The sequence below is a fragment of the Roseateles saccharophilus genome (genome assembly GCF_004342485.1).
Classification (GTDB): Bacteria; Pseudomonadota; Gammaproteobacteria; order Burkholderiales; family Burkholderiaceae_C; genus Pelomonas; species Pelomonas saccharophila.
The window spans coordinates 19,486-46,328 of record NZ_SMBU01000035.1 but is presented as its reverse complement, the minus strand read 5'-3'; the positions used below and the strand labels follow the sequence as shown (position 1 = coordinate 46,328).

Annotated in this window: 22 protein-coding genes and 1 pseudogene; 14 read left to right on the top strand and 9 right to left on the bottom strand. The window is 70.8% G+C overall.

What is annotated here, in order from left to right; all coding sequences use genetic code 11:
• The first annotated feature begins 1 nt into the window (after position 1).
• The 5 genes and pseudogenes from EV671_RS21515 to EV671_RS21495 all read left to right on the top strand — a co-directional run.
• The gene (locus EV671_RS21515) at positions 2-685 is read left to right on the top strand and encodes a Fe2+-dependent dioxygenase (protein WP_132575639.1); all 684 of its coding nucleotides are present in this window, start codon (positions 2-4) and stop codon (positions 683-685) included.
• Positions 682-1,800 carry an alpha-hydroxy acid oxidase gene (locus EV671_RS21510; RefSeq protein WP_132575637.1) on the top strand — a complete coding sequence of 373 codons (1,119 nt, stop codon included), beginning with the start codon at positions 682-684 and terminating at the stop codon, positions 1,798-1,800. Before EV671_RS21515 ends, EV671_RS21510 begins: the two co-directional genes overlap by 4 nt.
• Positions 1,801-1,810: 10 nt before the next feature.
• A complete protein-coding gene (locus EV671_RS21505) occupies positions 1,811-2,098 on the top strand; it encodes a PepSY domain-containing protein (RefSeq protein ID WP_132575635.1) in 288 nt (95 codons plus the stop codon).
• A gap of 7 nt (positions 2,099-2,105) precedes the next feature.
• Positions 2,106-2,660 (top strand): cytochrome b/b6 domain-containing protein, encoded by a 555-nt coding sequence (locus tag EV671_RS21500; RefSeq protein WP_132575633.1) that lies wholly within the window; start codon positions 2,106-2,108, stop codon positions 2,658-2,660.
• Positions 2,661-2,873: 213 nt separating this feature from the next.
• A pseudogene (locus EV671_RS21495) lies at positions 2,874-3,212 on the top strand (SWIB/MDM2 domain-containing protein); the annotation flags it as partial.
• Positions 3,213-3,410: 198 nt separating this feature from the next.
• Here EV671_RS21495 and EV671_RS21490 read toward each other — a convergent pair.
• Positions 3,411-3,803, bottom strand: coding sequence for a response regulator (locus tag EV671_RS21490; RefSeq protein ID WP_132575629.1), 393 nt, complete (start codon positions 3,801-3,803; stop codon positions 3,411-3,413).
• Positions 3,804-4,026: 223 nt separating this feature from the next.
• Between EV671_RS21490 and EV671_RS21485 the strand changes: the two genes are divergently transcribed.
• Complete coding sequence (locus EV671_RS21485; RefSeq protein ID WP_132575627.1) at positions 4,027-4,842, top strand: MHFG family PEP-CTERM protein; 816 nt, start codon at positions 4,027-4,029, stop codon at positions 4,840-4,842.
• Between the two features lie 81 nt (positions 4,843-4,923).
• On the opposite strand, the gene uvrA is transcribed toward EV671_RS21485, so the two are convergent.
• Positions 4,924-7,812 carry an excinuclease ABC subunit UvrA gene (gene uvrA / locus EV671_RS21480; RefSeq protein ID WP_132575625.1) on the bottom strand — a complete coding sequence of 963 codons (2,889 nt, stop codon included), beginning with the start codon at positions 7,810-7,812 and terminating at the stop codon, positions 4,924-4,926.
• 77 nt (positions 7,813-7,889) lie between these two features.
• Between uvrA and EV671_RS21475 the strand changes: the two genes are divergently transcribed.
• The 5 genes from EV671_RS21475 to EV671_RS21455 all read left to right on the top strand — a co-directional run bounded on the left by EV671_RS21475 (position 7,890) and on the right by EV671_RS21455 (position 15,313).
• Positions 7,890-9,881 (top strand): alpha/beta hydrolase family protein, encoded by a 1,992-nt coding sequence (locus EV671_RS21475; protein WP_132575623.1) that lies wholly within the window; start codon positions 7,890-7,892, stop codon positions 9,879-9,881.
• Positions 9,882-10,018: 137 nt separating this feature from the next.
• On the top strand, positions 10,019-10,243 hold the full coding sequence (locus EV671_RS21470; protein WP_132575621.1) for a hypothetical protein: 225 nt from the start codon (positions 10,019-10,021) through the stop codon (positions 10,241-10,243).
• Between the two features lie 138 nt (positions 10,244-10,381).
• The gene (locus EV671_RS21465) at positions 10,382-11,632 is read left to right on the top strand and encodes a hypothetical protein (protein ID WP_132575619.1); all 1,251 of its coding nucleotides are present in this window, start codon (positions 10,382-10,384) and stop codon (positions 11,630-11,632) included.
• Positions 11,633-11,876: 244 nt separating this feature from the next.
• Positions 11,877-14,867 carry an adenylate/guanylate cyclase domain-containing protein gene (locus EV671_RS21460; protein WP_132575617.1) on the top strand — a complete coding sequence of 997 codons (2,991 nt, stop codon included), beginning with the start codon at positions 11,877-11,879 and terminating at the stop codon, positions 14,865-14,867.
• 119 nt (positions 14,868-14,986) lie between these two features.
• Entirely contained in the window at positions 14,987-15,313 is a 327-nt protein-coding gene (locus tag EV671_RS21455; RefSeq protein WP_132575615.1) for a hypothetical protein, read from the top strand.
• A gap of 33 nt (positions 15,314-15,346) precedes the next feature.
• On the opposite strand, the gene EV671_RS21450 is transcribed toward EV671_RS21455, so the two are convergent.
• Positions 15,347-18,877: a Dyp-type peroxidase gene (locus EV671_RS21450; protein WP_165917669.1), complete on the bottom strand. Its 3,531-nt coding sequence runs from the start codon at positions 18,875-18,877 to the stop codon at positions 15,347-15,349.
• Positions 18,878-19,084: 207 nt separating this feature from the next.
• Here EV671_RS21450 and EV671_RS21445 point away from each other — a divergent pair, with 207 nt between their 5' ends.
• Entirely contained in the window at positions 19,085-19,366 is a 282-nt protein-coding gene (locus tag EV671_RS21445) for a hypothetical protein (RefSeq protein WP_132575610.1), read from the top strand.
• Here the strand turns inward: EV671_RS21445 and recQ are convergent.
• Positions 19,363-21,240: a DNA helicase RecQ gene (gene recQ, locus EV671_RS21440; protein ID WP_132575608.1), complete on the bottom strand. Its 1,878-nt coding sequence runs from the start codon at positions 21,238-21,240 to the stop codon at positions 19,363-19,365. The two genes, EV671_RS21445 and recQ, sit on opposite strands and share 4 nt — an antisense overlap.
• A gap of 60 nt (positions 21,241-21,300) precedes the next feature.
• On the opposite strand from recQ, the gene EV671_RS21435 reads away from it, so the two are divergent.
• Positions 21,301-22,611 carry an amidohydrolase gene (locus tag EV671_RS21435; protein ID WP_132575606.1) on the top strand — a complete coding sequence of 437 codons (1,311 nt, stop codon included), beginning with the start codon at positions 21,301-21,303 and terminating at the stop codon, positions 22,609-22,611.
• A gap of 12 nt (positions 22,612-22,623) precedes the next feature.
• Positions 22,624-23,109: a cupin domain-containing protein gene (locus EV671_RS21430; RefSeq protein WP_132575604.1), complete on the top strand. Its 486-nt coding sequence runs from the start codon at positions 22,624-22,626 to the stop codon at positions 23,107-23,109.
• Between the two features lie 25 nt (positions 23,110-23,134).
• Here the strand turns inward: EV671_RS21430 and EV671_RS21425 are convergent, their stop codons facing one another.
• The 5 genes from EV671_RS21425 to EV671_RS21405 form a co-directional block, all read right to left on the bottom strand.
• Positions 23,135-23,671: a CbrC family protein gene (locus EV671_RS21425; protein ID WP_132575602.1), complete on the bottom strand. Its 537-nt coding sequence runs from the start codon at positions 23,669-23,671 to the stop codon at positions 23,135-23,137.
• Positions 23,672-23,873: 202 nt separating this feature from the next.
• Positions 23,874-24,089: a SlyX family protein gene (locus EV671_RS21420; protein WP_132575600.1), complete on the bottom strand. Its 216-nt coding sequence runs from the start codon at positions 24,087-24,089 to the stop codon at positions 23,874-23,876.
• Positions 24,090-24,101: 12 nt separating this feature from the next.
• The gene (locus tag EV671_RS21415; RefSeq protein ID WP_132575598.1) at positions 24,102-24,887 is read right to left on the bottom strand and encodes a head GIN domain-containing protein; all 786 of its coding nucleotides are present in this window, start codon (positions 24,885-24,887) and stop codon (positions 24,102-24,104) included.
• Positions 24,884-25,627, bottom strand: coding sequence for a LytR/AlgR family response regulator transcription factor (locus EV671_RS21410; protein WP_132575596.1), 744 nt, complete (start codon positions 25,625-25,627; stop codon positions 24,884-24,886). The genes EV671_RS21415 and EV671_RS21410 overlap by 4 nt, the downstream gene beginning before the upstream one ends.
• The gene (locus EV671_RS21405; protein WP_132575594.1) at positions 25,624-26,727 is read right to left on the bottom strand and encodes a sensor histidine kinase; all 1,104 of its coding nucleotides are present in this window, start codon (positions 26,725-26,727) and stop codon (positions 25,624-25,626) included. Before EV671_RS21405 ends, EV671_RS21410 begins: the two co-directional genes overlap by 4 nt.
• Positions 26,728-26,843: the final 116 nt, after the last annotated feature.

The following is a 26,843-nucleotide window of genomic DNA, read 5'->3' as shown; positions in this document are numbered from 1 at the left end:
CATGCTGCTGAAGATCACTCAGGTGCTGGACGCCGCCGGCGTGGCGCGGGCGCGCGAGCTGCTCGCCGCCGCACCCTGGGTCGACGGCCGCACGACGGCCGGCACCCAGGCCGCCCAGGTCAAGAACAACCAGCAGCTGCAGCCCGGCGGAGAGGCGCACCGCGAGCTGCAGGCCCTGGTGCTGCAGGCGCTGGAAAAGCACCCGTTGTTCTTCTCGGCGACGCTGCCCAAGCGCGTGCTGCCACCGCTGTTCAACCGCTATGCCGGCGCGGCCAACACCTATGGCGACCATGTCGACCAGGCGGTGCGCTATCTCCCCGGCGGCACCCAGCGCGTGCGCACCGACATCTCCTGCACGCTCTTCCTCAGCGAGCTGGCCGACTACGACGGCGGCGAGCTGGTCGTGCAGGACACCTTCGGCGAGCAGCGCGTCAAGCTCGCGGCGGGCGACCTCGTCGTCTACCCCGGCACCAGCGTGCACCGCGTCGAGCCCGTCACGCGCGGCGCGCGGCTGGCCAGCTTCTTCTGGATCGAGAGCATGGTGCGCAGCGACGAGCAGCGACGCCTGCTCTACGAGATGGACCTGAGCCTGATGAAGCTGAGAAACGAGCTTGGTGCGTCACCCCAGCTGGTGCAGCTGACCGGCACGTATCACAACCTCTTGCGCATGTGGGCCGACACATGAACGCACCGCGCATCGAAGCCCTGCCCGAAGGACTCGCCAACCTGGCCGACTTCGAGGCGCCCGCGCAAGCACGAGTCGACGCCAAAGCCTGGGCCTATCTGAACGGCGGTGCGGCCGACGAGATCACGCTGCGCGCCAACCGCAGCGCCTGGGATGCCATCCGGCTGCAGCCCCGCGTGCTGCGCGACCTCGGCCACGGCCACACCCGCGTGAGCCTGCTCGGCCGCGAGCTGCGCCACCCCATCCTGCTCGCGCCCATCGCCTATCAGCGCCTCTTCCATGCCGACGGCGAGCTGGCCATCGCCCACGCCGCCGCGGCCCAGGAGGCCGGGCTCGTCCTCAGCGCCCAGGCCAGCGTGACGATGGAAGACGTCGCCGCGCCCCTGCTCGGCGATGCCGGCACCGGCCCGCTGTGGTTCCAGCTCTACTGGCGCGACGACCGCGACTTCATGCGCGCGCTGCTGAAGCGCGTCGAGGCCGCCGGCTACCAGGCCCTGGTGCTGACCGTCGACGCGCCCGTGCATGGCGCCCGCGACCGCGAGCGCCGCGCCGGCTTCCGGCTGCCCGAAGGCATCCGCGCCGTCAACCTCGGTGGCGTCAAGAAACCGCTGGACCTGCAGCCCGGCCAGAGCGCGCTGTTCGACGGTCTGATGCCGCGCGCGGCAACCTGGCGCGAGATCGACTGGCTGCGCGCCGAGAGCCCGCTGCCGCTGCTGCTCAAGGGCGTCACGCATGCCGACGACGCCCGCGAGGCGCTGGCCCGTGGCGTGACCGGCTTCGTCGTCAGCAACCACGGCGGCCGCGCGCTGGACACGCTGCCCGCCAGCGCCGAGCTGCTGCCGCCGCTGCGCGCCGCCCTCGGGCCCGAGGTGCCCCTGCTCGTCGACGGCGGCATCCGCCGCGGCACCGACGTGCTCAAGGCCATGGCCCTGGGCGCCAACGCCGTGCTGCTCGGCCGCCCCTATGTCCACGCCCTTGCCGCCTGCGGCGCGCTCGGCGTGGCCCACGCGCTGCGCCTGCTGCGCGACGAGCTGGAGATCGCGATGGCGCTCTGCGGCTGCAAGACCCTCGCCGACGCCGGCCCGGCGCTGATCTGGCCCGGCAACTTCCGTTGAAGGACTCACGATGAAACACCTCCTCGCCGCCCTCGCACTCGCCGTCACCGCGGGCACCGCCCTCGCCCACGGCAACGTGTCCTGCCCCGCCGTCCCCAAGGAAGAGAAGCAGCCGCAGATGGCGCTGCAGAAGAAGCTCGAGGGCGAGGGCTGGAAGGTCCGCCAGGTCAAGAACTACAACGGCTGCTACGAGGTCTACGGCCTCGACGGCCAGGGCAGGAAGGCCGAGGCCTTCTTCAACCCCAAGACCTTCGAGCGCGTCTACCCCGAGGGCGAGCAGCCCGAAGGCAGCAAGTGATGCCGCGATGAGCGCCACGCGCGTCCGCGTCTGGGACGCCCTCGTGCGCACGCTGCACTGGGCGCTGGCCGGCGCGGTCGCGACCGCCTGGATCAGCGGCCACCGGCCGCCCCGCCACTTCGATGCCTGGCACCACACGGCCGGCCATGTCGCGCTCGCGGCCGTCGCGCTGCGGCTGCTGTGGGGCCTGGCCGGCAACCGCTACGCGCGGCTCGCGCAGTTCGTGTGCGGCCCGCGCGCCGTGCTCGCCTATGCCCGCGCGCTGCGCTCCGGCCATGAGCCGCGCCACATCGGCCATAACCCGCTGGGCGGGTGGATGGTGCTGGCGTTATGGGCCACGGCCGCGGCGCTCTCCACCACCGGCTGGCTCTACACGACCGACTGGCTGTGGGGCTACGAGTGGCTGTCGGACCTGCACGCCGCGCTCGCTGGGCTGATCGCGGCCCTCGTCATCGGCCATCTCGGCGGGGTCCTCGTGACGAGCTGGCGGCATCGCGAGAACCTCGTCGGCGCGATGTTCAGCGGCCGCAAACGCGCGCCCGAAGCCGGCGACATTGGCTGAGAACGCGCCTGCCAAGGGCCTCGTGTGACGCGAGGCCGCGACAACCCCGATGTTTCCTGGGCAGATACGCGTTTCCTCCTGGGAGAAAGCCTTCTATTCCTCCATGGAGCGCAGTACCATCGCCGGCGCAGGGTGCTAGAGAGTATTGAAGGCTTACGCGGCCTTCACCCGGACCCGGCACATCAACAACCTTTGATGGAGTGAATCGACATGGCAACTGCGAAGAAGGCCGCGCCCGCGAAAAAGGCAGCGCCGGCCAAGAAGGCGGCTCCGGCCAAGAAGGCCGCGGCCCCCGCCAAGAAGCGCACGCCCAACGCCGCCTTCATGAAGGCCCTGACCCCCAGCGCGGCCCTGGCCGCCATCGTCGGCGCAGCCCCGCTGCCGCGCACCGATGTGACCAAGAAGGTCTGGGAGTACATCAAGAAGAACAAGCTGCAGGACGAGCTGCAGAAGCGCGTCATCAATGCCGACGCCAAGCTGAAGGAAATCTTCGGCAAGGCCAAGGCCGACATGTTCGAGATGACCAAGCTGATCAACAGCCACCTGAAGTGAAGCGGCGCCGCGCCTGCCGCGGCCTCGTGAACGAAAGCCCGGCGATGCCGGGCTTTTTCATGCCTGCTGCGCGGCTCGTGCCGCGCGCTCATGCCGCGCAGGGCATGTCCACGGTCCTTGTTCATGCCAAGCCGCTTGCAGGCGGCTTGGCCTTCGTCGGGCGTCGCAGAGTCCGCAGGGACTCTGTTTGGTCCCGACTCAGTCCAGCAGATGCTGCAGGCCGCGCTGCAGCTGCGACAGGCCGATGGGCTTGAGCCAGTAGTCGTCGAAGCCCGCCTCGCGCGCAGCCCGCACCAGCGCGCTGGGGTCGTCGGCCGACAGCGCCACCCAGCGCGCACCCTGCAACGCGGCCGACAGGCCCGCGTCGGCGCCGACCCGCTGGCGCAGCTCCAGCCCCGTCATGTCGGGCAGGTTCATGTCCACCAGCACGACGGCCGGCCGGCATTCGGCCAGCGCCGCCAGCGCCTCGGCTCCGGTCTCGGCCATGCGCAGCTCCCAGCCCGGCAGCAGCCGGAACATCTCCTCCATCAGGATCAGGTGGATGCGGTCGTCTTCGACGTAGAGCACCAGCGGCAGGGCGCGGTCGGGCATGGCGGATTCTGGGTGAGCGACAACTACAGCGGTCGGCACGATAGCAGCAATGCCCGGCCGGGCCGCCGGGCGGCGACCGGCGGTGGCTTTCACGCGTTTGCGTGATTTTTCTCACCCGACTCAGACCCCCTCTTTGAGGGTTTCCAACGCGGATAAACCCTTGATATCCCTAATACTTGGGCATGCGCCCTGGTTCGGGCGCCTTCCTTTTCCGGGCCTTCCGATGTCCCTGATCGCCAGCCTTGCACTCGCCGTCTCCGCCGGCTCCACGCTGCCCCAGTGCAGCTGGGACCGCCCGGGCGCCAATCCCTTCATGGGTGATGTGGTCGCGGCCGTCGATCATTACGCAGACATTCCCGCGGCGACGCGCGACAAGCTCAAGGCCCGCATGAAGGCGCGCAACTATGACGACGTCGCCGTCATCGAGCGCGACGCGATCAAGGGCAAGGCCGAGTATTCGCCCGAGATCCGCGACATGCATTTCGGCCCGGGCGCCGTCTGCCGCACGGTGACGCGCACGAAATGGACGGCCAAGACCCAGGAGCGCGGCCTGGTCTATTGCGAGGACGGCCAGTGCATCCTCGTGCCCACCGTCTGCCGCAACGTCAGCCGCATCAACCGCCTGCAAAAACCCACGGCCATCGCGCCGGCCCATACCGAGAACGTCGCCTCGTCGACGCGCACGGGCGAGGACGCCACGCCGCTGGAGTTCGAGGCCCCGGGTGCCGGCCCGATGGCGGCCGGCGCGCCGGGCAGCTTTGCCCAGCAGTCCGGCGTGCCGGCGCTGGCGGGCGGCGCGTCGCCGGCCACCAGCGCCGGCCTGCTCGGCGGCTCGGCACCCACCCCGGTCGCGGCCCAGGGCAGCGGCCCAGGCCTGATCGGCCTGGGCATGCCCGCCCTGCCACCCGGCACCGTGCGCGTGGCCGACTCCAACTCGGGCCTGCCCGGCGTCACGCCGGCCGTGCCCGAGCCCGGCAGCTGGGCCATGATCGCCGCCGGCCTGCTGGTCATCGGCTATCGCCTCGGCCGCCGCCGTTGAGTCCGGACCGAGGACAGGCCCTGCGGCCTGTCCGACGCCGGACGAAGGCCAGCCGCCATGCAGGGCGGCTGGCATGAACCCTCAACGCCGCTTCAACAACGGCGCCAGATAGCGCCCCGTGTGGCTGGCCTCGCAGGCCGCCACGTCCTCCGGCGTGCCCGCCACCAGCAGCGTGCCGCCGCCGGCGCCGCCCTCCGGCCCCATGTCGACCAGCCAGTCGGCCGTCTTGATGACGTCCAGGTTGTGCTCGATGACGACGATGGTGTTGCCGGCGTCGCGCAGCTGGTGCAGCACCTTGAGCAGCAGCGCGATGTCGGCGAAGTGCAGGCCGGTGGTGGGTTCGTCCAGGATGTAGAGGGTGCGGCCGGTGTCGCGCTTGGAGAGCTCCAGCGCCAGCTTCACGCGCTGGGCCTCGCCGCCCGACAGCGTCGTCGCGCTCTGGCCCAGCTTCACATAGCCCAGGCCCACGTCCAGCAGGGTCTGCAGCTTGCGCGCCAGCGCCGGCACGGCGTTGAAGAGCTGATGCGCGTCCTCCACCGTCATGTTCAGCACGTCGGTGATGTTCTTGCCCTTGTAGAGCACTTCCAGCGTCTCGCGGTTGTAGCGCCGGCCCTGGCAGACATCGCAGGGCACATAGACGTCGGGCAGGAAGTGCATCTCCACCTTCAGCACGCCGTCGCCCTGGCAGGCCTCGCAGCGCCCGCCGGCCACGTTGAAGCTGAAGCGCCCCGGCCCGTAGCCGCGCTCGCGGGCCGTGGGCATCTCGGCGAAAAGCTCGCGGATGGGCGTGAACAGGCCGGTATAGGTCGCCGGGTTGGAGCGCGGCGTGCGGCCGATGGGGCTCTGATCGACGTTGATGACCTTGTCGAAGGCGTCCAGGCCCTCGATCTCGTCATGGGCGGCCGGGTCGGCATGGCTCTGGTAGAGCTTCTTGGCGACCGCTGCGTAGAGCGTGTCGTTGACCAGGGTGCTCTTGCCCGAGCCGGACACGCCGGTCACGCAGGTCAGCAGCCCGACGGGGATCTCGACCGTCACGCCCTTGAGGTTGTTGCCGCGGGCGTTGACGATGCGCAGCTGCTGCCCGTCGACGGTCCGGTGGCGCTCGGCCGGCACCGCTATGCGCGCGGCGCCGCTCAGATACCGGCCGGTCAGGGAGTTCGGGTCGGCCGCCACATGCTCGGGCGTGCCCTGGGACATGATCCGACCGCCATGCACGCCGGCACCGGGCCCGAGGTCCAGCACCCAGTCGGCCGCCCGGATGGCGTCCTCGTCGTGCTCGACGACGAGCACCGAGTTGCCGAGGTCGCGCAGTCGGCGCAGCGTGGCGATCAGGCGGTCGTTGTCGCGCTGATGCAGGCCGATGCTGGGCTCGTCCAGCACATACATGACGCCGGTCAGGCCCGAGCCGATCTGGCTCGCGAGCCGGATGCGCTGGGCCTCGCCGCCCGACAGCGTGTCGGCGCTGCGGTCCAGGCTCAGGTAGTTCAGACCCACGTCGTTCAGGAAGCGCAGCCGTGAGGCGATCTCCCGCACGACCTTGTCGCCGATCTCGGCCTTGTTGCCCTTGAGCTTCAGACCTTCGAAGTAGTCCAGGCATTCGCGCAGCGTCGAGTGCTCGACCTCGTAGATCGGCCGGCCCTTGAAGCCGGCCGGCGCGTCGGCCGGCTGCAGCACGACGTTGCGCGCCTCGCGCCGCAGCCGCGAGCCCTCGCAGGCCGGGCAGGGCTTGGCGGCCATATAGCGCGCCAGGTCCTCGCGCACGGCGGCCGAGTCGGTCTCCTTGTAGCGCCGCTGCAGGTTGGGCAGGATGCCCTCGAAGGGGTGGTGGCGCTTGACCTGGCGTTTCTTGCCGGTCGAGGTCTCGGCCTGGTAGGCGAAGGCGATGTCCTGCTCGCCCGAACCGTCCAGCAGCACCTGCCGGGCCGTGGCCGGCAGTTCCTCCCAGGGCGCCTCGACGTCGAAGCCGTAATGAGCCGCGACGGCCTCCAGCAGCGAGAAGGTGTAGGGGTTGCGCCGGTCCCAGCCCTTCACGGCGCCGCTGGCCAGGCTCAGCGTCGGGAAGGCGACGACGCGGTCGGCGTCGAACACGGTGACCTGGCCCAGGCCCTCGCAGCTCGGGCAGGCGCCCACCGGCGAGTTGAAGGAGAACAGCCGCGGCTCCAGCTCGGGCAGCGAATAGGAGCAGACCGGGCAGGCGAACTTGCTGGAGAACAGCGTCGTCTCCTGCGAGTCCATATTCATCACCAGCGCCCGGCCGTCCGCCTGCCGCAGCGCCGCCTCGAAGCTCTCGGCCAGGCGCTGGCGCAGCTGGTCGAGGGAGTCGGCGCGCAGCTTGACGCGGTCGATGACGACGTCGATGTCGTGCTTCTCGGCCTTCTTCAGCGCCGGGATCTCCGGCGCCTCGACCGTCGCGCCGTCGACCCGAAAGCGCACATAGCCCTGGGCCTGCAGGTCTGCAAAAAGCTCGACGAACTCGCCCTTGCGGTCGCGCACGACCGGCGCGAGCAGCATCAGACGGCTCTCGTCGGGCATGGCCAGCACCGCGTCCACCATCTGGCTGACGGACTGGGCCTCCAGCGGCAGGTGGTGGTCGGGACAGAAGGGCGTGCCGGCGCGGGCATAGAGCAGGCGCAGGTAGTCGTGGATCTCGGTGACGGTGCCGACCGTGGAGCGCGGGTTGTGCGAGGTGGCCTTCTGCTCGATGGAGATGGCCGGCGACAGGCCTTCGATGACGTCCACGTCGGGCTTGTCCATCAGCTGCAGGAACTGGCGCGCGTAGCTGGACAGGCTCTCGACATAACGCCGCTGGCCCTCGGCATACAGCGTGTCGAAGGCCAGCGAGGACTTGCCCGAGCCCGACAGCCCCGTGATGACGACCAGCGCATGGCGCGGCAGGTCGACATCGATGTTCTTCAGGTTGTGGGTGCGCGCACCGCGCACGCGGATGAATTTCGACTCGGGGGGCGACATGGGAGTTTTCACAAGGGAACCGGCCATGATAGGCCGCCACAATCCGCCGCGCCGGCCCCCGGCAACAGGGAGAACAGATGATCCAGAGCCTCAGAGCCGCCTTCGTGGCCATGCTGCTGTGCGCGGTCACCGTGCAGGCCGCACCGCCACCCACCGCCGCCTTCTTCAAGCCGCCGGACATCAGCGCGCCCAAGCTCAGCCCCAACGGGCGATACCTGGCGGTGCTCGTGGCCGGCAAGAACGAGCGAATGTGGCTGGCCGTCATCGACCTGCAGAACCCAGGCGCCCCCAAGGCGGTGGCCGGATTCTTCGATGCCGACATCTCGTCCTACCACTGGGTCAATGACGAGCGCCTGGTCTACGACGCCTCCAACACCCGCGACGGCAGCTCCCGCGTCCGAGCCCCGGGCCTGTGGGCCGTGGACCGCGACGGCAGCAAACAGCGCCAGCTCATCCATGCCACCTGGGACAGCGATAGCACCTCCACGCGCATCACGGACCGGCGGCTGGAGCTGAACTGGCAGTTCGCCGGCACGCTCGACTCTGGCGGCGACGAAGTGTTCGTCGTGCGTCTCCCGTGGGATAACGAGGCAGAAACCCAGAGCCTGCAATTCTCCCGCCTGGACACCCGCACCGGCCTGCGGCGCAGCCTCAGCTACCAGTTGCCGGATGGCGTCCGGCAGTGGCATCTCGATGCCCTGGGCGAGCCGCGCGCCGTCGAATCCGTTCTGCAGGGCCGCCACAAGACCTATCTTCGGGAAGGCGACGGCTGGCGGCTCTGGCAAGACCAGCCGGCCTATGGCGACGACCGCAGCCTCAAGCCCAAATGGTTCGGGCCGGATGGCCAGGTCCTCGTGCTCGACGGCTACCAGGGCTACAGCGCCATTTACAAGCTCGACCCCACCACGCTCAAGCGCGAGGACAAGCCCCTGCTGAACTTCAAGGGCTACGACTTCCGCGGCAGCATCGAGTACGACCCGCAGGCCCGCCGCCTGCTCGGTATCCACTACGAGACGGATGCACCGGGCACCGTGTGGCTCGACGCGACGATGAAGGCCCACCAGGCCGCCATCGACGCCAAGCTGCCTGGCTCGGTCAACCGCATTTCCTGCGGCCGCTGCCTGAGTTCGCAGGCCCTGCTGGTGACGGCCTATTCCGACCAGCGCCCGCCGGTCTACTGGCTCTACAAGCCGGCCGACAAGCAGCTGCAACCCCTGGCCGCACAACGGCCCGACATCAAGCCGGCCGACATGGGCCAGCGCGACTACCACCGCATCAAGACCCGCGACGGGCTGGAGATCCCGGTGCTGGTCACCCAGCCCGCGGGCGGCAACCCGGTCAAGCGACCCACCGTCGTGCTGGTGCATGGCGGCCCCTATCTGCGCGGCACGCACTGGACCTGGGAGCCCGAGGCCCAGTTCCTCGCCAGCCGCGGCTATCTCGTGCTGGAGCCCGAGTTCCGCGGCAGTGCAGGCTATGGCTGGCAGCTCTTCCGCGCCGGCTGGAAGCAATGGGGCCTGGGCATGCAGGACGACCTCGCCGACACGCTGGCCTGGGCCGTCAAGCAGGGCTGGGCCGACCCGCAGCGCGCCTGCATCGCCGGCGCCAGCTACGGCGGCTACGCCGCGCTGATGGGCGCCATCCAGCAGGCCGACCTCTTCAAGTGCGCCGTCGACTGGGTCGGCGTCACCGACATCGGCCTGATGTCCAGCATCCACTGGAGCGATATATCCGAGGAGTGGAAGCGCTACGGCATGAGCCAGCTGGTTGCCGACCCGGCCACCGACGCGGCGCAGATCCGCAGCACCTCGCCGCTGCAGCGCGCCCGGGACATCGGGATCCCGCTGCTGATGGCCTATGGCGGCTCCGACCGCCGCGTGCCCATCAAGCACGGCACCGACCTCAAGGCCGCCATGTCGCCCGACCAGCCGCTGGAATGGGTGGACTACCCCGACGAAGGCCATGGCTGGTTCAACCTGAAGACCAACGAGGACTTCTGGGGCCGCGTCGAACGCTTCCTGGCCCGCCACATCGGCGCCGACGCGAAGCCGTCCGCCCCGGGAAGCTGACGCTTCGTCGCGGCCGCGTGCAGCTCGCGGCCCGCGTCTGGCGATTCATCGCAGCGCCGTGGCGGCGCGCCGGTCGCTTGCCGAAACTGCTTCCATCGACACAGCAATCCCGCTGTGCAAGCCCCGAAGGAAGCATCATGAAAGCCACCGTCCTGATCCAAGCCGCCGCCGTCGCCGCCTTTGCGTTCACCGCCTTGGCCGCCAGCGCCGCCCCGCAGCAAGTGCAGAAGCTGCCCCGCGTCGTCGTGACCGGCAAGGCCACACAGGAAGTCGCCCAGCTGCCGCGCGTCGTCGTCACCGGCTATGCCGCCCGCGAGGTCGCCCAACTGCCGCGCGTCACCATCAGCGCCCGCCGCGCCTGAGATGCCGGCCGCGAAAAACACCCGAGCCGAGTCGCCGGCGCAGCAGGCCGGTGGCCCGCGCTGCGCCGCCGAGTCGGCTTGATGCAACGCTTTGTCACAGGTCTGAAAGACAATCCGGGCTTCTGACTGGAGCCCGCCTTGAAAGAAGAGCTGCGCAAACGCCGGTCCTGGCTGGATGGCTTCATGGCCTATCCGGCCCCGACCGGCCTGAGTGAAACCGCGCTGCGCGACAACATCATCCTGCTCGACCAGGCCCTCTACACGCTGTGGAGCCTGGGCGACAACCTGATCTACGCGTGGACGCCCGAGGCCCGCGGCCTGCGCGTGCTGGTCGCGCCGCACCAGACGCTGACCGAATACACGCTGGGCGACGGCACGCTGCCGCAGGCCGAGATCACGCGCCGCACGCGGCTGCTGGACAAGCTGCTGTCCAGCCAGGAACACCTCGCCGCCCAGGCCTTCGACGCCGTGGCCGCGGCCCTCGGCGTCACGCCCCATCTCGTCGAGCTGCCCTTCGCGCCGGAGCGCGGCCTGGGCCTGCCGCTGATCGCGGCGATCGCGGCGCGCTACGGCATCCGCCTGGTGGAAGACCGCGCCGTCATCCTGTTCGACGCCGTCGGCTTCTCGCTGCTGACGCCGCTGCAGCAGGTCGTGCAGCTCAACAGCCTGTCCTGCTCGGTCAACGCGGCCTACGCCAAGCTGCTGGCCCGCGAGATCAACATCAACTTCGCGCGCACGACGACGGGCGACGGCTTCTACATCTGGAACCGCATGCGCGGCGTCGAGGCCAATGTCGAGCTCTACCAGCTGATGCAGTTCATCCTGGCCGACAACGCGCTGGCCCAGGAGCGCGCGACGCGGCCCGAGTCGGTGCCCAAGCTGCGCGCCTGCTTCCACGTCGGCTCGCACTACGAGTTCTATCAGTCCGAGGGCCTGAACCCGACCTCCTTCAGCTATTTGGTCGGCCAGGTCACGATCGAGCTGGCACGCATGATCGAGCACGCCCAGCCGGGCCAGATCCTGGTCGGCAAGTTCAACACGCTGATGCACGACGAGGCCACCGGCGAGGACGTGCGCATCGACAGCCTGGACTTCGTCGAGCGCACGCGCGCGCCGCTGCGCAGCCTCAACGGCCTCAATCTCGCCGGCTCCGAGGTCGACGAGATCGCCTGCTACCTGACCGGCCGGCGCGACATCTTCGGCCTGTGGGGCATCAGCGAGTACGAGATCGCCGACAAGCACGGCCTGGTCCACCGCGTCTACAACGCCAAGATCAACATCCACCGCCGCAACGGCGAACCCATCTACCTCGGCCTGCGCGAGGAAGACCTGCCCGAGGATGCGCCGCGCAGCGTGGCCGACACCGACTTCGTGCCCATGCAGGTCTGAGAAGCTGTGAACGGCCCCCTCACGCCCGCTCATCCCGCCGCAACGCCGCCACTCGGCGTTGCAAATGCTCGCCGTAGCCCGAGCTAAGGCTGTGCTTTGCGCCTTGATTGGCGCCGCCACGACGGTCTGCTCGGCCGCGCGGGATTCATTCACACCTTCTGAGTTCTGAGGCTAGGGCTGCCCCTCCAAAAGGGCCAGTTCTTGCCGCCAGCCGGGAGACGCAGCGGCTACGATCCTTGGCGCTGTGACCGAGTCTCCCGCCTCCCATGCCGCCGGCCTGCCCGCCCTGGGCCAGCGCCGGCTGCTGACCCTGCTGTTCGTCGACCTGAGCGGCTCCACCGCCATGGCCGAATGGATGGAGGCCGAGCATTACGCGGCCATGCTGGGCGGCCTGCGCACGCTGTACGAGCGCATCGTGCCCCACCATGGCGGCGTCATCGCACGCATCCAGGGTGACGGCATGCTGGCCGTCTTCGGCCACCCCGAGGTGCGCGAGGACGATGGCCGCCGCGCCACCGAGGCGGCGCTGGAGCTGCACGCCGCCGTGCGCGCGCTGCTGCCACCCGGCCCACGGCCAGCCGATTTCGCCGGCCTGGCCCTGCACAGCGGCATCCACGCCGGCATCGTGCTCGTCAACGAGGGCGACCAGATGCGCGGGCGCTTCGAGCTGCTCGGCAACGCGCCCAATATCGCCGCCCGCCTGTCCGAGGCTGCCCGGCGCGACGAGATCATCGCCAGCGATGAGAGCCTGGGCCTGCAGAGCCAGTTCTTCGAGACCGGCCCGCGCTTCTCGCTGCAGCTGCGCGGCCGCGCCACGCCGCTGGCCGTCTACCGCGTGCACGGCCGCGCCGCCGTGGCGCGGCGCTTCGAGGCCAGCATGCGCCGCGGCCTGGCGCCCTTCGTCGGCCGCAACGCCGAGCTGGCCACGCTGGAGGCCGCGCTCGCGCGCGCACTGGCCGGGCACACACTGTGGCTGGGCATACGCGCCGGCGCCGGCGTGCGCAAGACCCGGCTCACCGAGGAGTTCCTGCGCCATGCCCAGGATCAGTCCGACCAGCCCTTGCGCATCCACCGCGGCTATTGCGAGAGCTACCTCAGCGCCGAGCCGCTGCAGCCCTTCCTGCAGATGCTGCGCGCGCTGGACGGCCTGGACGACGCGCCGCCCGAACTCTTCGCGGCCCAGCACAGCGCGCCCGGCCAGCGCGCCGACGCGCTGCTCGCGCTGCTGCTCGCGCTGGCGCGCCGCACGCCCCAGCTGGTCTGCATCGACGACCTGCAATGGGCCGACGACGCCTCGCTGCGCCTGCTGCACCGGCTGCGCGCCGCCGCCTCGGCCCAGGGCCTGCCGCTGCTGCTGCTGAGCGCCAGCCGCCCGACCGGCGAGCTGCCGGCCTCCAACGACGACCCGGCCCAGCTCATCGAGCTGCCACCGCTCAGCGAGACCGAGGCCGCGCGTGCGGTGCAGCAGCTGCTGCCGCAGATCGACCCCTTCATCGCCGCCGAGGTGCAGCGCCACGCCGGCGGCAACCCGCTGTTCATCGAGGAACTCTGCCACGCCGCTGCCGACACCGGCGAGGGCCTCGCCGAGGGCCAGAGCGGCTCGGCCTGGCTGGCCGCCCTGGTCGAGTCGCGCGTCGACCGCCTCGCCCCCGAGCAGGCCCAGCTCGTTCGCATCGCGGCCGTCATCGGCAACGTCATCCCGGTCTGGCTGCTCGAGATCCTGACCGGCTACGGCGAGCAGCACCCCGCCGTGCGGGCCCTCGCGGCCCAGGATTTCATCTTCCCCGACCAGCGCCCCGGCCATCTGCGCTTCAAGCACGGCATCACGCGCGACGTCGTCTACGAAGCCACCGGCCTGCACGAGCGCCAGGCCCTGCACCGCCACATCAGCGTCGCGCTGGCCGCGCGCGGCGGCAACCAGAGCCAGCTGCACGAGCAGCTGGCCTACCACGACGCCGCCGCCAACGACTGGCCCGCCGCCGCCCGCCACGCCGAAGCCGCCGGCGACCAGGCCCTGGTCGCCTCCGCGCTGGACCGCGCCAAGAAGCAGTTCCGCGCCGCGCTGGCCGCGCTCGAGTTCCTGCAGCAGCCCGGCGAGGGCGAAGACCAGGCCCGCGAACGCCGCCGCCGCTGGATCGGCATCGCGCAACGCCTGGGCATGGCCTGCGTCTTCGACGCCTCGCAGGACGACCTGCGCGTGCTCAAGCACGCCGTCGAGCTGGCCCATGCCGATGGCGACGCCAATCTCATCGCCCGCACCGAGTACTGGCTGGCCTATGTCGGCTACGCCCTTGGCGAGACGCGCGACAGCCTGCGCCACGCCCGCGCCGCCGTGCAGACCGCCGAAAGCTGCGGCGACACCGCGCTGCTGGCCCAGCTGTCCGGCACCGTCGGCCAGTTGCAGGCCGCCGCGGCCGACTACGCCGACGCGCTGCCGATGCTGGACCTGGCCATCACGCGCCAGCGCGAGCGCGCCAGCAAGAGCGCGGTGAACCAGATCGGCCTGTCCTTCTCGCTGTGCTGCCGCGCCTATGTGCTGGGCGACCAGGGCCTGTTCGCGCAGGCCCACGAGGTCTTCGCCGAGGCGCTCGCGCCCTTCGACGGCAGCGGCCATGCGGTGGAGGCCAGCATGCAGGGCTGGCGCGCCGCCGTGCTGCTGTGGCAGGGCCGCTGGGCCGAGGCCCGCGACGCCGCGGCCGTGGCCCACCGCGTCGGCGCCCAGGTGCGCAGCATGTTCACCTGCGCGATGGGCCATGCGGCCGGCGCCTACGGCGCCTGGATGCAGGCCCACGACCCGGCCGCGCGCCAGCACATCCTCGACGCCACCGCCTGGCTCGCGCCGCGCGGCGGCGGCCTGTACAGCAGCTTCCAGCACGGCTGGCTGGCCGACATCCTGTCCGAGCAGGGCGATGCCGGCGCCGCGCGCCAGCATGTGGCGCTGGCCCTCAGGCGCGGCCGCCAGCACGACTGGATCGGCGGCGCCATGGCCTACCGCGCCGCGGCGCGGCTGGCCGCGCGCATGGACGACGCGGCGCGCGCGCGGCGCTATCTGGCGCTGGCCCGCGAGGCCGGCGAGCGCCGCCAGTCGGCCCACGAGGCCGCCGTCACGGCGCTGCTGGAAGCCGAGCTGAGGCTGGACGACGGCTGGCGCGCCGCGGCAGACCGGGCCCGCGCCGAGTTCGAGCGCATGGGCATGAGCGGCTTCCTCGAGCGCGCCCTGCCGCACCTGGCCTGAGCCCGGCCCGCCAGGTCAGCCTCCGGTCAGGCGGCGATTTCTACAGTCGCGCGCCGCTGCCGGGCAAGCATCCGGCCTATCTGCACGCGCTGACCGATCTGCGCGCCGCCCGCTGGTTCATGTATCACCAGCCCGGCGATGCCAAGGTCGACGCGGACGAGGACGTGGGCATCCGCGAGATCGACGCCACGATCAACGAGATCAAGCGGGCGACCATCGACGATGGCAAGGACGTGAACGATCATCCGAACGTCGACGTGAAGGAGCACGGCGGCCGCCTGCTGAAGGCGATCGAGACGCTGCAAAAGGCGCGCGCCGACATCGCCAGGGAAGAGGACAACCCCGAGGTGCATCAGCTGCGCCATCGCGCCCTCCAGCACCTGGACCGTGCCATCCGCGCGGCCAAGGCCGCGCATGCCGAGTGGCTGAAGGACATGGGCCGCTGACCGCGGCCCGGCGGGGCGCAAGCGCCCCGCCTGCTAGACGGCCAGCGCCACCACCGTCGGCGCCCCGGTGAAGCGCATCACCCCGGCATCCATCACCGCCGCGATGACGCCCAGCATCACGCCCATGCCCATGCCATAGCCCGGGCAGGCATGGGGCGGCGGGCCGTTCGGGTCGACGCGGTCGCCGCCGAACGCAAGATGGTGGCGCAGCGGGTCCTGCTGGGTGGCCGAGCCCAGGGCCACGACCAGCACGTCACCGGCCTTCACGTCGACGCCGCCGAGGCGGTGGTCGGCGCGCGCCCGGCGCCAGACCTGGAAGGGCGTGGGCTTGTAGTTCAGCGTCGCGACCAGCGCCGGCCGCAGCCGCGCGACGGCGGCCGTGTAGCGCTCGGGCAGGCTGGCCGTGGCGGGCAGCTCGTGCCACTGCGGCTGCAGCTCCCAGAGCTTGCGCGTCTGCACCCAGATGGCCAGCGTGGCCAGCAGGTTGGCATGCGTCGTCGGCGGGAAGCCGAGCATGATGCCGGCCAGCATGCGCGTGGGCAGGTCGGCCGGCGCGCCGGGCACGGCGCGGGCCGCTGACAGGATGGCCTGGCTCAGCTTGGGCAACTGCTCGAAGGGCGTGGCGGCCAGCCAGCCATCTACCGCCTCGGTGAAGGCGCTGCCCGCCTGGCGGCCGGCGGCGCAGACGGCCGGCGTCGGATGCGGCCCGAAAACATAGCGCGACACGCGGAACAGCGCGGCCGGGCAGCGCGGCGCCTCGACCTCGGAAGGGGCGTGGAACTCGGTGCCCCAGACATGCCGGCCATCCGGCACGCCGAACCAGATCTGGCAGAGCTTGGCCAGCACGCCTTCGCTGAGCCGCTCCAGGTCCAGCGGCGTGTCGGTGGGCAGGTCGGCCGGCTTCTGGCCGGGCGGGAAGGCGGCCAGCAGGGCTTGCGCCTCCTGGCGCAGGCCGGCGATGCCGGCGCTGGCGACCTGGTAGGCGGCCATGAAGGAATCCGCCTCGCTGACGCTCTCGAGCACGCGGTTGACCACGGGCGCCTGCTCGCGGTGGCCGCTGTCGTCGTCCAGGCCCAGGTAGCCGACGCCGACCGAGTCGGCCATGCGCTCGCCGTAACCACTGACCGAGTAGCGATCCGGCGTGTTGCGCAGCACCTCCTGCACGCGATCCGCCGCGCCGACGAGCACGCCGTAGGAAGTCGCGACGACACCACCGGGCTGCTGGCGCACCCAGGCCCAGGCGGCGTCGCGGCGGTTGGGGTCTTCCAGCCAGCCCTGCCAGGCGGCGAAGTCCTCGCGCGGCGGCATGGCCGCAGGCAGGGGCGCCGTGGGCAGCTGCGGCAGCGGCAGCTCGACGAGGCCGGGCAGGGCCTTGAGCGCGCGCACGGAGGGCACGAAGAAATAGGCACCCCACTGCAGCGTGACGAAGGGCTCGCTGCCGAGGTCGATCTCGTAGGCGCGCCTGTCGTGCTCGAAGGGGTAGAGGCGCGGGCCCGCACCGGGGTCGACGACACCGAGCAGCGGGTCGCTCTGCGCCGAGTAGCCGCCGCTGGCATTGCCGCCGGCCACCCAGCGCTGCACGACCTCGAACTGCTCGGCCAGGTGGGCGTTGTAGGCCATGAAGATCAGGCCGCGGTCGGCGTCGTCCACCGGATGGTCGCGGTCGGGCGGCGGGCCATAGCTCATGCCGCGGCGCAGGATGCGCGGCATGCGGCTCCTGGCGAAGGCCTGGTCGGCGCCCAGGTCGCGCGGGTTGGTGCGGCGGATGTGGGCGTGGAAGGGGCAGAGCGCGCCCTTGGCATCGGCCTCGTAGTTGAAATCGTTGACCGCGCGGTCGTCGGCCAGCGGCTCGCCCGTGCGCCAGCGGCCCATCAGCTTGGCCAGCAGCAGCTCCTTGGGCAGGCCGGTGCGCTCGGCCTCGGCATGCATGCGCGCGTCCAGCCGGCCGACGTACTGGCGCAGCTTGCGCACGGCCAGGAAGCTGCCGCGGTCCAGCAGCGCATCGGGCTGCTCGGGCACGGCATAGCCCTTGTCGCGCGCGGTGGCGTAGCCCTGCAGCACCTCGCCGTCGCGCACGCGGTCGTCCCAGCGCTGGCCGGTGGCCTGCGGCGCCTGCCAGTCCGGCACGGGCTGGCTGATGCCGTCCTTGAAGCCGAAGCTCTCGCGCTCCGCACTGCTGCCGCGCAGCGGCTCGACGGCCATCAGCGCCAGGCCCGTGCCCTGGGTCAGCGCCGCCGCGATGGCGGCGATGCGGTCGTGGTCCGCCTGCGTGACGAGCTCGCCGGGCTCCGGGCTGGCGAAGCGCAGCTGCACGAGCAGATGGGCGCCGGCCGGGTCGAAGCGGTCGCGGCCGTTGACATGGGGCGCCAGTGCCCAATGAGCCGGGTGGTTGTGGCGCACATCGCCCAGCAGGCCGGCGCGCGCGGCCATGCCCTCCTTGAAGGCCTGCGGGAAACGCTCCAGCCGCGCCTGCGGCACGCCTAAAGCGCTCAGGCCGGCCAGCGTCAGCGCGACCTGGGTCCAGACGCCCTGCAGCGGCCCGGCCTGGGGCGGCTGCTGGCCCTCCGCGGTGACCGGCGCCGTCGACAGCCAGGCCAGCGCCGGGCCGGGCTGGGCCACGCGCATCAGCAGCAGCGCGCCGCGGTTGGCGGGCAGCTTGCTCAGCAGGCCGGCCTGGATGTCGGCATCGGCCAGCGGCAGCTCGCGCGCCTGGACGGCGGGCGGCGTCAGCGTGCTTTCGAACCATTGCAGCATCGCGAAGTGGCGGCGGCGCAGCAACTCGCCGGGCGTGTTGCCGGTGCCGATGGGGAAATGCTCGCGCGTGCCCAGCCGCGTCAGCTCGAACAGCACATCCTGCGTCGCGCGCAGCAGCACGCGGCCGTCCCAGGCCTGCTCGTTGAAATAGCGCTGCAAGGTGTACAGGCCCGCCAGCGGCACCAGGCCGCGCGCGGCCATCGCGAAGCGCTCGGCCGGCTCGGTGGGCAGCGGCGCCACTTCACCGGCGGCCGGCGCGCGCAGCCGGTCGGCGCCCAGCTCGCTGACATGGCCGCGCTGGGCGGCCTCCAGCCTCGACAGGTATTCGGCGTCGCTGACCGTGCGGCCGGACTCGATGAACAGGAAATCGGCCGACACCTCGTGCGCCCGCACCCAGCGCGCATAGGCCTCGAAGCTGCAGTTGCAGGACAGCTCATAGCCCTCGACATGGCAGAGGATGAGGTCCAGCGTGGAGCCGAGCTGGTCCCAGATGACCCGCATATACGGCTCCCAGCCGCCGTCGAAGTTGACGTTCAGCAGCAGCCGGTCGGGGGCGCCGTCCCGGCCGTCGACGACGGCCCAGCGGAAGGAATGCACGATGCGCCAGCGCGCGACGATGTCACTGTAGCGCGAGGCCGGCGCACTGGACTCGCGCGAGCCCAGGCGCAGGCCGTTGAGCGTGCGCAGCACCTTGCGCAGGCGGTCGACATGAGTCGCCACCTCCAGCGCGTCGACAAAACCGGGTTTGATGTCGGCCAGCAGCACCAGATCGGTGATGCCGCCGAGTTGAACGTCGTTGCCGCGTGCCATGGTTTCCCTCCCAGGATGAGGTGGCAAGTATCCCGGCGCGGCATGACGGCGCGACTGCAGTGATCCCCCAGTTTGTTGACGCCGCGCGGCACGCCTTGGTCCGCACCAGCCGCAGCTCATCCGCGAAAAACCGCAACCTATCGCAAACCCTAGGTCTGCAGGGCCTCTTCCGAACACACTGCCAGCCATAGACACGGGAGAACAGCCATGAACCGCATCAGCACCACCGCCCACCGCAACCGCCTGCAAGCCTTCGGCGCCGCCATCCTCGTCGCCCTGGTCGCACTGACCGGTGCCAGCTGGATGACGCTGACGGCGCCGGCCGAGGCGCCCGAGGTCATCAAGCTGGATCGCGTCGTCATCAGCGGCGTGCACACGCCCGAGCCCACGGTGGCCCAGCTGCCGCGCGTCGTCATCGAGGGCCGCCGCAACACGGCGGGCGAGACCATCCAGGTCGCCAGCGCCTGCGTGGCTCCGGCCGTCTGCTAACGGCCCAGCACGCGAAGGATCTCGCGGCCATAGGCCTCGAGCTTCTTCGCGCCGACGCCGCTGATCTCGCCCAGCTCGGCCAGGTCGCCCGGCAGCACGCGAGCCATCTCGGCCAGCGTCGTGTTCTGGAAGATCACATAGGCCGGCAGGCCGTGCTCCTTGGCCACCTCGGAGCGCCAGGCCTTCAGCGCCTCGAAGCGCTCCTGAGCCTCGGCGTCCAGGCCCAGCGCCGGGTCGGCCTTGGGCTTGGCGCCGCCGCGTGAGGCCTTGGCCTTGCCACGTGGCTTCTTCTCCTCGGCCTCGCGCAGCCTCACGTCCACGTCGCCCTTGAGCACCGCGCGCGCACTGTCCTGCAGCGCCAGCGTGTTGAACTCGCCCTCGGCGGCCACATGGCCCAGCGCGATCAGCTGGCGCAGCACGGCACGCCATTGCTGCTCCGACAGGTCGGCACCGACCCCCCAGGTGGACAGGCTCTCGTGGCGGTACTGCTGGGTCTTGTCGGTGGCCTTGCCGCGCAGCACGTCGATCAGGTGGCCGGCGCCGAAGCGCTCGCCGCGCTGGTGGAAGCGGTAGATGCAACTCAGCAGCTTCCTCGCCGCCTCGGTCGCGTCCCAGGTCTGAGGCGGGTTCAGGCAGTTGTCGCAATTGCCGCAGGGTTCGCTCGCCTCGCCGAAGTAGGCCAGCAGCCGCACGCGCCGGCAGTCGGTCGCCTCGGCCAGGGCCAGCAGCGCATCCAGCTTGCCGCGCTGGCCCTGCTTGAAGACCTCGTCCGCCGGGCTGTCGTCGATCATGCGGCGCTGGTTGACGACGTCGGCCAGGCCATAGGTCATCCAGGCCTCGGCGGGCGCACCGTCGCGGCCGGCACGGCCGGTCTCCTGGTAGTAGGCCTCGATGTTCTTGGGCAGGTCCAGGTGGGCGACGAAGCGCACGTCGGGCTTGTCGATGCCCATGCCGAAGGCGATGGTGGCGACCATGATGAGGCCGTCCTCGCGCAGGAAGCGGTCCTGGTGGCGGCGCCGCACGTCGGCGTCCAGGCCGGCGTGGTAGGGCAGCGCGTTCAGGCCCTCGCTCTTCAGCCACTCGGCCGTCTCCTCCACCTTCTTGCGGCTCTGGCAGTAGACGATGCCGGCATCGCCCTCGTGCTCGTCGCGCACGAAGCGCAGCAGTTGCTCGCGCGGCGAGCCGTTCTTCTCGACGATGAGGTAGCGGATATTGGGCCGGTCGAAGCTGCTGATGAAGACGCGCGCGTCCTGCAGCTGCAGCCGCTGGATGATGTCCGCGCGGGTCAGGTCGTCGGCCGTGGCCGTGAGAGCGATGCGCGGCACCTCGGGGAAGCGCTCGTGCAGCAGGCTGAGCTGCAGGTACTCCGAGCGGAAGTCATGCCCCCATTGGCTGACGCAGTGGGCCTCGTCGATGGCGAACATCGACAGCAGGCCGCGCTCCTGCAGCGATGCGAGCTGGGCCAGGAAGCGCGGCGTCGTGAGCCGCTCGGGCGCCGCGTACAGCAGCGTGAGGCGCCCGCTCATCATCTCGCGCTCGATGCGGCTGGCCTCCTCGCCCGTCTGGCTGGAGTTCAGGAAGGCCGCGTGCACGCCGGCCTCCTCCAGCGCGCCGACCTGGTCGTGCATCAGCGCGATCAGCGGGCTCACCACCACGGCGACCCCCTGGCCGCGTCGGTGGCGCAGGATGGCGGGCACCTGGTAGCACAGGCTCTTGCCGCCACCGGTGGGCATCAGCACCAGGGCGTCGCCGCCGGCGGTGAGCTGCTCGACGATGTCGCCCTGCTGGCCGCGGAAGGCGGTGTAGCCGAAGACCTGGGACAGCACCGCTTGCGGCGTGTCCGGTGCGGAGGAATGATGGAGGGGCGACTGCATGGCGAAGGCCGGGATTGTCGCCAACAACTCGCCGGGCTCCTCCGGCCCCAGGAGATCGTCATGCTGCGTCATCGTTTCGCCGGCCTGTCGCTGGCCGCTTTCGCCGCCTGCGCCGGCGCCCAGACCGCCGCGCTCAACGGCGCCGTCGCCGCCCAGGTCGACCGCGCCTATCCCGAGCTCGAGGCCCTCTACCAGGACATCCACAGCCACCCCGAGATCGCCTTCGAGGAAACGCGCACGGCCGCGAAGCTCGCCGCCGAGATGCGCGCGCTGGGCTTCACCGTGACGGAACACGTCGGCAAGACCGGCCTCGTCGCGATCTACGAGAACGGCGCCGGCCCCACCGTCATGGTGCGCACCGAGCTGGATGCGCTGCCGATGGAGGAGAAGACCGGCCTGCCCTACGCCAGCCGCGCCAAGACCCTGTCCAACGGGCGCGAAAGCTTCGTCGCCCACAGCTGCGGGCACGACGTGCACATGGCCGCCTGGGTGGGCGCGGCGCGCACGCTGGTCGCGCTGAAGGACCGCTGGCAGGGCCGGCTGATGTTCATCGCCCAGCCGGCCGAGGAGATCGTCTCGGGAGCCCGCGCGATGGTCGAGGATGGGCTGTTCACGCGCTTCCCCAGGCCCGATGTCGCCGTCGCGATCCATACGACCAACACGGCCTATGGCACGGTGCAATACCGCGCCGGGCCGTCGATGTCGGCCAACGACACCTTCGAGATCGTGTTCAAGGGCCGCGGTGGCCATGGCTCGGCGCCGCACGAGACCATCGACCCGATCGCGACGGCCGCCCGCTTCGTCACCGACGTGCAGGCCGTCGTCAGCCGCGAGAAGGACCCGCGCGAGTTCGGCGTCATCACGGTCGGCGCCTTCCAGGCCGGCACGGTAGGCAACATCATCCCCGACCAGGCCGTGCTGCGCGGCACGATCCGCTCCTATCTGCCAGAAGTACGCGAGGTGCTGCTTAAAGGCCTGCGCCGCACGGCCGAGCATGTCGCCGCGGCGTCCGGCGCTCCGGAACCGGAGATCACGATCACGCCCGGGGTCGGCACGATGATGAATGACGAAAGCCTCATTCGACGGATCGAGCCCGCCATCAAGAGCGCCCTCGGTGCCGACCATGTGTTGCTGGCCCGTCCGAACACCGCGAGTGACGATTTCTCGGTCTTCGCTGTCCAGGGCGTGCCCTCGCTGATGATGCAGTTCGGTGTCTACCCGCCCGAGCGGGTCGAGGCTGCCGCCAAGCCCGGCGCCGCGCAACTGCCACGCAACCATTCACCGTTCTTTGCCCCGGTGGCCGAGCCCAGCATCAAGACCGGCATCAAGATCACCAGCGCGACCGTGCTGGCGCTGATGGACAAGCGCTGAACGGAGCCCGTCATGCCCACACCCGAAGAACTGCGCCAGACCCTGATCCGCAATTTCCACGACGCGCCGCTCGAACGCTTCGAGCGCCCGCCGCTCTACGACACGCGCTCGACCTCGCTGACCGAGGGCACGGCCGCGGCCAAGCTGGGCGCGAGCTTCGACATCGTCCCGCCCGGCAAGCAGAGCTGCCCCTACCACTTCCATTACGCGCAGGAGGAGATGTTCGTCATCCTGCAGGGCGAGGGCACGCTGCGCGTGGCCGGCGAACTCGTACCCATCAAGGCCGGCGACGTCATCACCACGCCCGCCGGGCCTGGCTACCCGCACCAGATTCTCAACACCTCGGACGCGCCGCTGCACTACCTCAGCATCAGCACCAAGGAGAGGCCCGAGGTCTGCGAATACCCGGACTCGGGCAAGGTCGGCGTCTTCGCGTCGGGGCTGCGCTTCCTGCAGAAGCGCGAGGCCGGGCTGGACTACTGGGACGGCGAGCCCTGAGAAATCTGGGCGCGCTGTCAGCGCGTCACACGCAGTCCCAGCCCAGCCGCACCAGGCTGCACTGGCGGCAGACGAACTTGTAGAACGCGTTGTCGCCGGCCGGCTCGTAGTCGCGCGTGGCGGCGGCCCATTGCTTCTCGGTCGTCCCGTAGTGCTGGCGCCAGTCCGCCCGCGTCGCCTCGCTCGCGTCCTCGACATCCTCGACCGACGCATCGCCGTGGAACTCGCAGGCGTCGCCGCAATGCGCCAGCCACTCCTCCTGCTGCCAGGACGAATAGCCCGGCGTCCTGAGGCTCACCTCGTCGACGATGTCCTGCGGCAGGCCCGCCTTCTGGAGCGGATGCGCGTCCGAGAAGCTCGCGCCCAGCCTGGCCGCGGCCGAGCCGTCGGCGATGCACCAGGGGCAGAGCTTCTCGTCCAGGTCGCTGGTCGCATAGACCGGCTGCACATAGACGAAGCCACGCGCCTGGCCGCAGCAGGCGCACTGGATGCGCCGCGGCTCGATCGCGCCCGTGGACAGCGGGTCGGCGTGGTAGCGAAAGACGGGAAGGTCGTTGTTCATCGTTGCTCCCTGTGGGGTTCATCGGCCGGGTCGGGCCGGCTCAGAAGGTGTGAATGAATCCGGCGCGCCCGAGCGGGTCGCCCAAGGGGCCTCAATCTAGGCGCAAAGCACAGCCGTAGCTCGGGCTACGGCGAGCATTTGCAACGAAGAGTGGGGCGCTTTGGGCGGAACGAGCGGGTGTGCAGGGTTCGTTCACAGCTTCTCAGTAGTGCGGCGGCAGCTCGTCGCGCAGCGTGCGGGGTGCGCCGGGCTCGGCCGATGTGCGGTCGCGCAGCTCCACCAGCTCGCGGACCAGCCGGTCGATCTGGGCCTGCTGGCGCACGACGACCTGGTTGAGCTGCTCGACCGTGTCCTCGGCGAAGCTGGCCTTGATCTCCAGGTCGGTGATGCGCTGCTCGAGGGTTTGAAGGGTGTCCATGCCCCTATTGGATCAGCGCCTGTCGCCCCTGGCGGAGATGGTGCCCATGCCCGACACCGAGCGCTGCACGCTGGGGTTGCCGAAATAGTCCACCGAGCCGATGCCGGAGATGTGGGCCGAGAGATCGCCGGTGACCCACAGCAGCACATTGCCGATGCCGCTGACGCTGACGCGGGCACTCCGGGCCTGCAGGCGGTCGGCCACGACCTTGCCCTTGCCCGAGATCTGCAGCGTCAAATCGTCCACGCGGCCGCCGAGCTGGCCGTCGCCGGCGCCGGAGATGGCGAAGCTGAGCTGCCGGGCCTGCAACTGGTCCAGCCGAGCCTGGCCCGCGCCGCTGATGCTGAGCCTGAGCTGGTCGCAGCGCAGGGCCCCAGGCGCATGCACGTCGCTCGCGCCGGAAACGGTGAGCTGGCGCAGCTCGCGCATCTCGACCTGGACGAAGACCTTGGACGAATTCCAGAACTTCCAGCCGCCGCTGGGGCGGATGACGAGCTGGCGGTCGGCCAGCTCGACCTCCACGCCCTTCTGCGCGTCGGCGTCTCCGGCCACGAAGGCCTGGTCCCGCTCGCCCTGCACGAGGACGACGCGGGCCGCACCGGCCAGCTCCAGGCGGTCGAATTCGCCCGGCGCATAGATCCGGCCCGGCCCGGCGGGCAGGGCCGGTGGCGCCAGCGGGGCCTCGGGCACCGGCAGGGAGGGCGGCGCGGGGGGCGCAACGGTCTGGGCGCCGGCCAGGCCGGCAGCCCAGGCCAGCAGCAGCGGGAGCAGTCTAGGAGACCAGAGGCGGGGCTTCACAGCGACTGCTCCCGGAGCATCTTGGACACCTCGCGGTTGGCCGTGATGCGCGAGCCGTCGCGCAGCTGCACGACGAGCTGGGAGTTCTCGTCGGGCGTCATGCTGTCGACGAAGTCCAGGTTGACGATGCAGCCGCGCTGCACGCGCAGGAAGCGCGCCGGGTCCAGCCGCGTCTCGAAGTCGGCGATGGGCAGGCGCACCAGGAAGCTGCGGCCCTTGCTCGTGATGGCGGTGTATTTGTTGTCGGAGCGCAGGCATTCGATGGCGTCGACCTGCAGCGGGAAGATCTTGCCCTGGTCGCGCACCAGCAGGCGGGTCAGCGGCGCGTCGGCCGGCGTGCCCAGGGCCTGGGCGACCTCCGAGTTGCTGGGGGCCGCGTCGCGCAACGCGTGCGCCACGGCCTCGTCGAAGCGCTCGCGCGAGAAGGGCTTGAGCAGATAGTCCACCGCGTGCAGCTCGAAGGCGGTCAGCGCATGCTGGTCGTAGGCCGTCGTGAAGATGATGCGCGGCTGGTGGGCATCACCCTGCAGCACCTGCACGACCTGCAGGCCGGTCAGGCCCGGCATCTGGATGTCGGTCAGCACCAGGGCGGGCTTCAGGGCGCGGATCTGCGCCAGCGCCTCCTCGCCGTCCTCGCAGACGGCCACCAGCTGCAGGCCCGGCGTGGCCTTGACCCAGTCGGCCAGCGCCTCGGCGGCCAGGGGTTCGTCTTCGGCGATCAGGACGGTGGTGGTGCTCATGTCTGTGGAATAAACAAGTCGACGCGAAATCCCGCGCCGGGGGCGGTGTGGATCCGGAGCCGGGCCTGGCCCTCGTAGTCCAGCGCGAAGCGCTTCCTCAGCGCGGCCAGGCCCACGCCGCGGCGCTGGCCGGGCTTGGGTTCGAGCGCCTCGGGCTCGCAGCCCGGGCCGTCGTCGGCCACGGCCAGGTCCAGCCCATGGTTGAGTGCGTTGCGACGCGCCGTGATCGTCACGCAGCCGCCGCCCTTGCGCGGCGCCACGGCATGCAGGATGGAGTTCTCGACCAGCGGCTGGAGTGTGAGCGGCGGCAGCTCGTCGGCCAGCACGCGCTCCTCCAGCTGCCAGTCCACGCGCAGCCGCGGGCCCAGGCGCAGGGCTTCGAGCGCCAGGTAGTCGCGCAGGAAGTCGATCTCGTCGGCGAGCAGCACGCGGTCTTCGGCGCCGCGCTTGGTGTCCAGCACATAGCGCAGCATGGACGCGAACTTCAGCAGCGCGGCCTCGGCACCGGCCGGGTCCTTGCGGGTCAGCGCGATCAGCGTGTTCAGCGTGTTGAACAGGAAATGCGGGTTGAGCTTGCCGCTGATGGCCGACAGCTCGGCCTTGGCCAGCGCGCTCTCGGCCTGGGCCGCAGCGATGGCGGCCGAGCGCGCGGCGCGCGACTGCAGCACGGCCGTGAAGGCGGTGGCGATTGCTGCATAGACCACCACTCCCCAGACCGAACGCCACAGCAGGCCGGCCAGCAGCACGGCGCCGGCATGGTCGGCACCGAACAGCGTCGCGTTGACGGCGAACTCGCCCGCCTGCCACAGCGCCGAGAAGGCGAGAGCTGCCAGCGCGTGGGCCAGGCCCGTCGCGGCCGGGCCGGCGTCGCCGGCATGCAGGCGTCGCGCCAGCGGCCAGACAGCCACGCCCAGCAGCATCGGCGCCCACAGCATCGTCGTGGCCTGGTAGACCGCCAGCCAGAAGGGGTCCAGGCCGCGGTCGAACTCGCTGCCGGCCAGCACGAACAGGCACCAGGCCAGCGCACAGGCGCCTGCGTAAGACAGCCACAGCCGCCGGTTGCTGCGGCGGTTGCCGGGGTGGGGGCCGAGGGTCACCATGGCTTCATCTTAGGGAGGGGCGACGGCGAGACGGTGGCCGGAGAGACAAAATGCGGGCGCCGAGGTGCGGGATGCGGTCTGCGGGGTGTTGCTGACAGGGCAGGAGACCCCGCCCG

Bases quoted from the DNA above. Each gene is read 5' to 3' on its own strand.
- EV671_RS21515 (WP_132575639.1), top strand. From the start codon at position 2: ATGCTGCTGAAGATCACTCAGGTGCTGGACGCCGCCGGCGTGGCGCGG.
- EV671_RS21510 (WP_132575637.1), top strand. From the start codon at position 682: ATGAACGCACCGCGCATCGAAGCCCTGCCCGAAGGACTCGCCAACCTG.
- EV671_RS21505 (WP_132575635.1), top strand. From the start codon at position 1,811: ATGAAACACCTCCTCGCCGCCCTCGCACTCGCCGTCACCGCGGGCACC.
- EV671_RS21500 (WP_132575633.1), top strand. From the start codon at position 2,106: ATGAGCGCCACGCGCGTCCGCGTCTGGGACGCCCTCGTGCGCACGCTG.
- EV671_RS21490 (WP_132575629.1), bottom strand. From the start codon at position 3,803: ATGCCCGACCGCGCCCTGCCGCTGGTGCTCTACGTCGAAGACGACCGC.
- EV671_RS21485 (WP_132575627.1), top strand. From the start codon at position 4,027: ATGTCCCTGATCGCCAGCCTTGCACTCGCCGTCTCCGCCGGCTCCACG.
- uvrA (WP_132575625.1), bottom strand. From the start codon at position 7,812: ATGTCGCCCCCCGAGTCGAAATTCATCCGCGTGCGCGGTGCGCGCACC.
- EV671_RS21475 (WP_132575623.1), top strand. From the start codon at position 7,890: ATGATCCAGAGCCTCAGAGCCGCCTTCGTGGCCATGCTGCTGTGCGCG.
- EV671_RS21470 (WP_132575621.1), top strand. From the start codon at position 10,019: ATGAAAGCCACCGTCCTGATCCAAGCCGCCGCCGTCGCCGCCTTTGCG.
- EV671_RS21455 (WP_132575615.1), top strand. From the start codon at position 14,987: ATGTATCACCAGCCCGGCGATGCCAAGGTCGACGCGGACGAGGACGTG.
- EV671_RS21450 (WP_165917669.1), bottom strand. From the start codon at position 18,877: ATGGCACGCGGCAACGACGTTCAACTCGGCGGCATCACCGATCTGGTG.
- EV671_RS21445 (WP_132575610.1), top strand. From the start codon at position 19,085: ATGAACCGCATCAGCACCACCGCCCACCGCAACCGCCTGCAAGCCTTC.
- recQ (WP_132575608.1), bottom strand. From the start codon at position 21,240: ATGCAGTCGCCCCTCCATCATTCCTCCGCACCGGACACGCCGCAAGCG.
- EV671_RS21435 (WP_132575606.1), top strand. From the start codon at position 21,301: ATGCTGCGTCATCGTTTCGCCGGCCTGTCGCTGGCCGCTTTCGCCGCC.
- EV671_RS21430 (WP_132575604.1), top strand. From the start codon at position 22,624: ATGCCCACACCCGAAGAACTGCGCCAGACCCTGATCCGCAATTTCCAC.
- EV671_RS21425 (WP_132575602.1), bottom strand. From the start codon at position 23,671: ATGAACAACGACCTTCCCGTCTTTCGCTACCACGCCGACCCGCTGTCC.
- EV671_RS21420 (WP_132575600.1), bottom strand. From the start codon at position 24,089: ATGGACACCCTTCAAACCCTCGAGCAGCGCATCACCGACCTGGAGATC.
- EV671_RS21410 (WP_132575596.1), bottom strand. From the start codon at position 25,627: ATGAGCACCACCACCGTCCTGATCGCCGAAGACGAACCCCTGGCCGCC.
- EV671_RS21405 (WP_132575594.1), bottom strand. From the start codon at position 26,727: ATGGTGACCCTCGGCCCCCACCCCGGCAACCGCCGCAGCAACCGGCGG.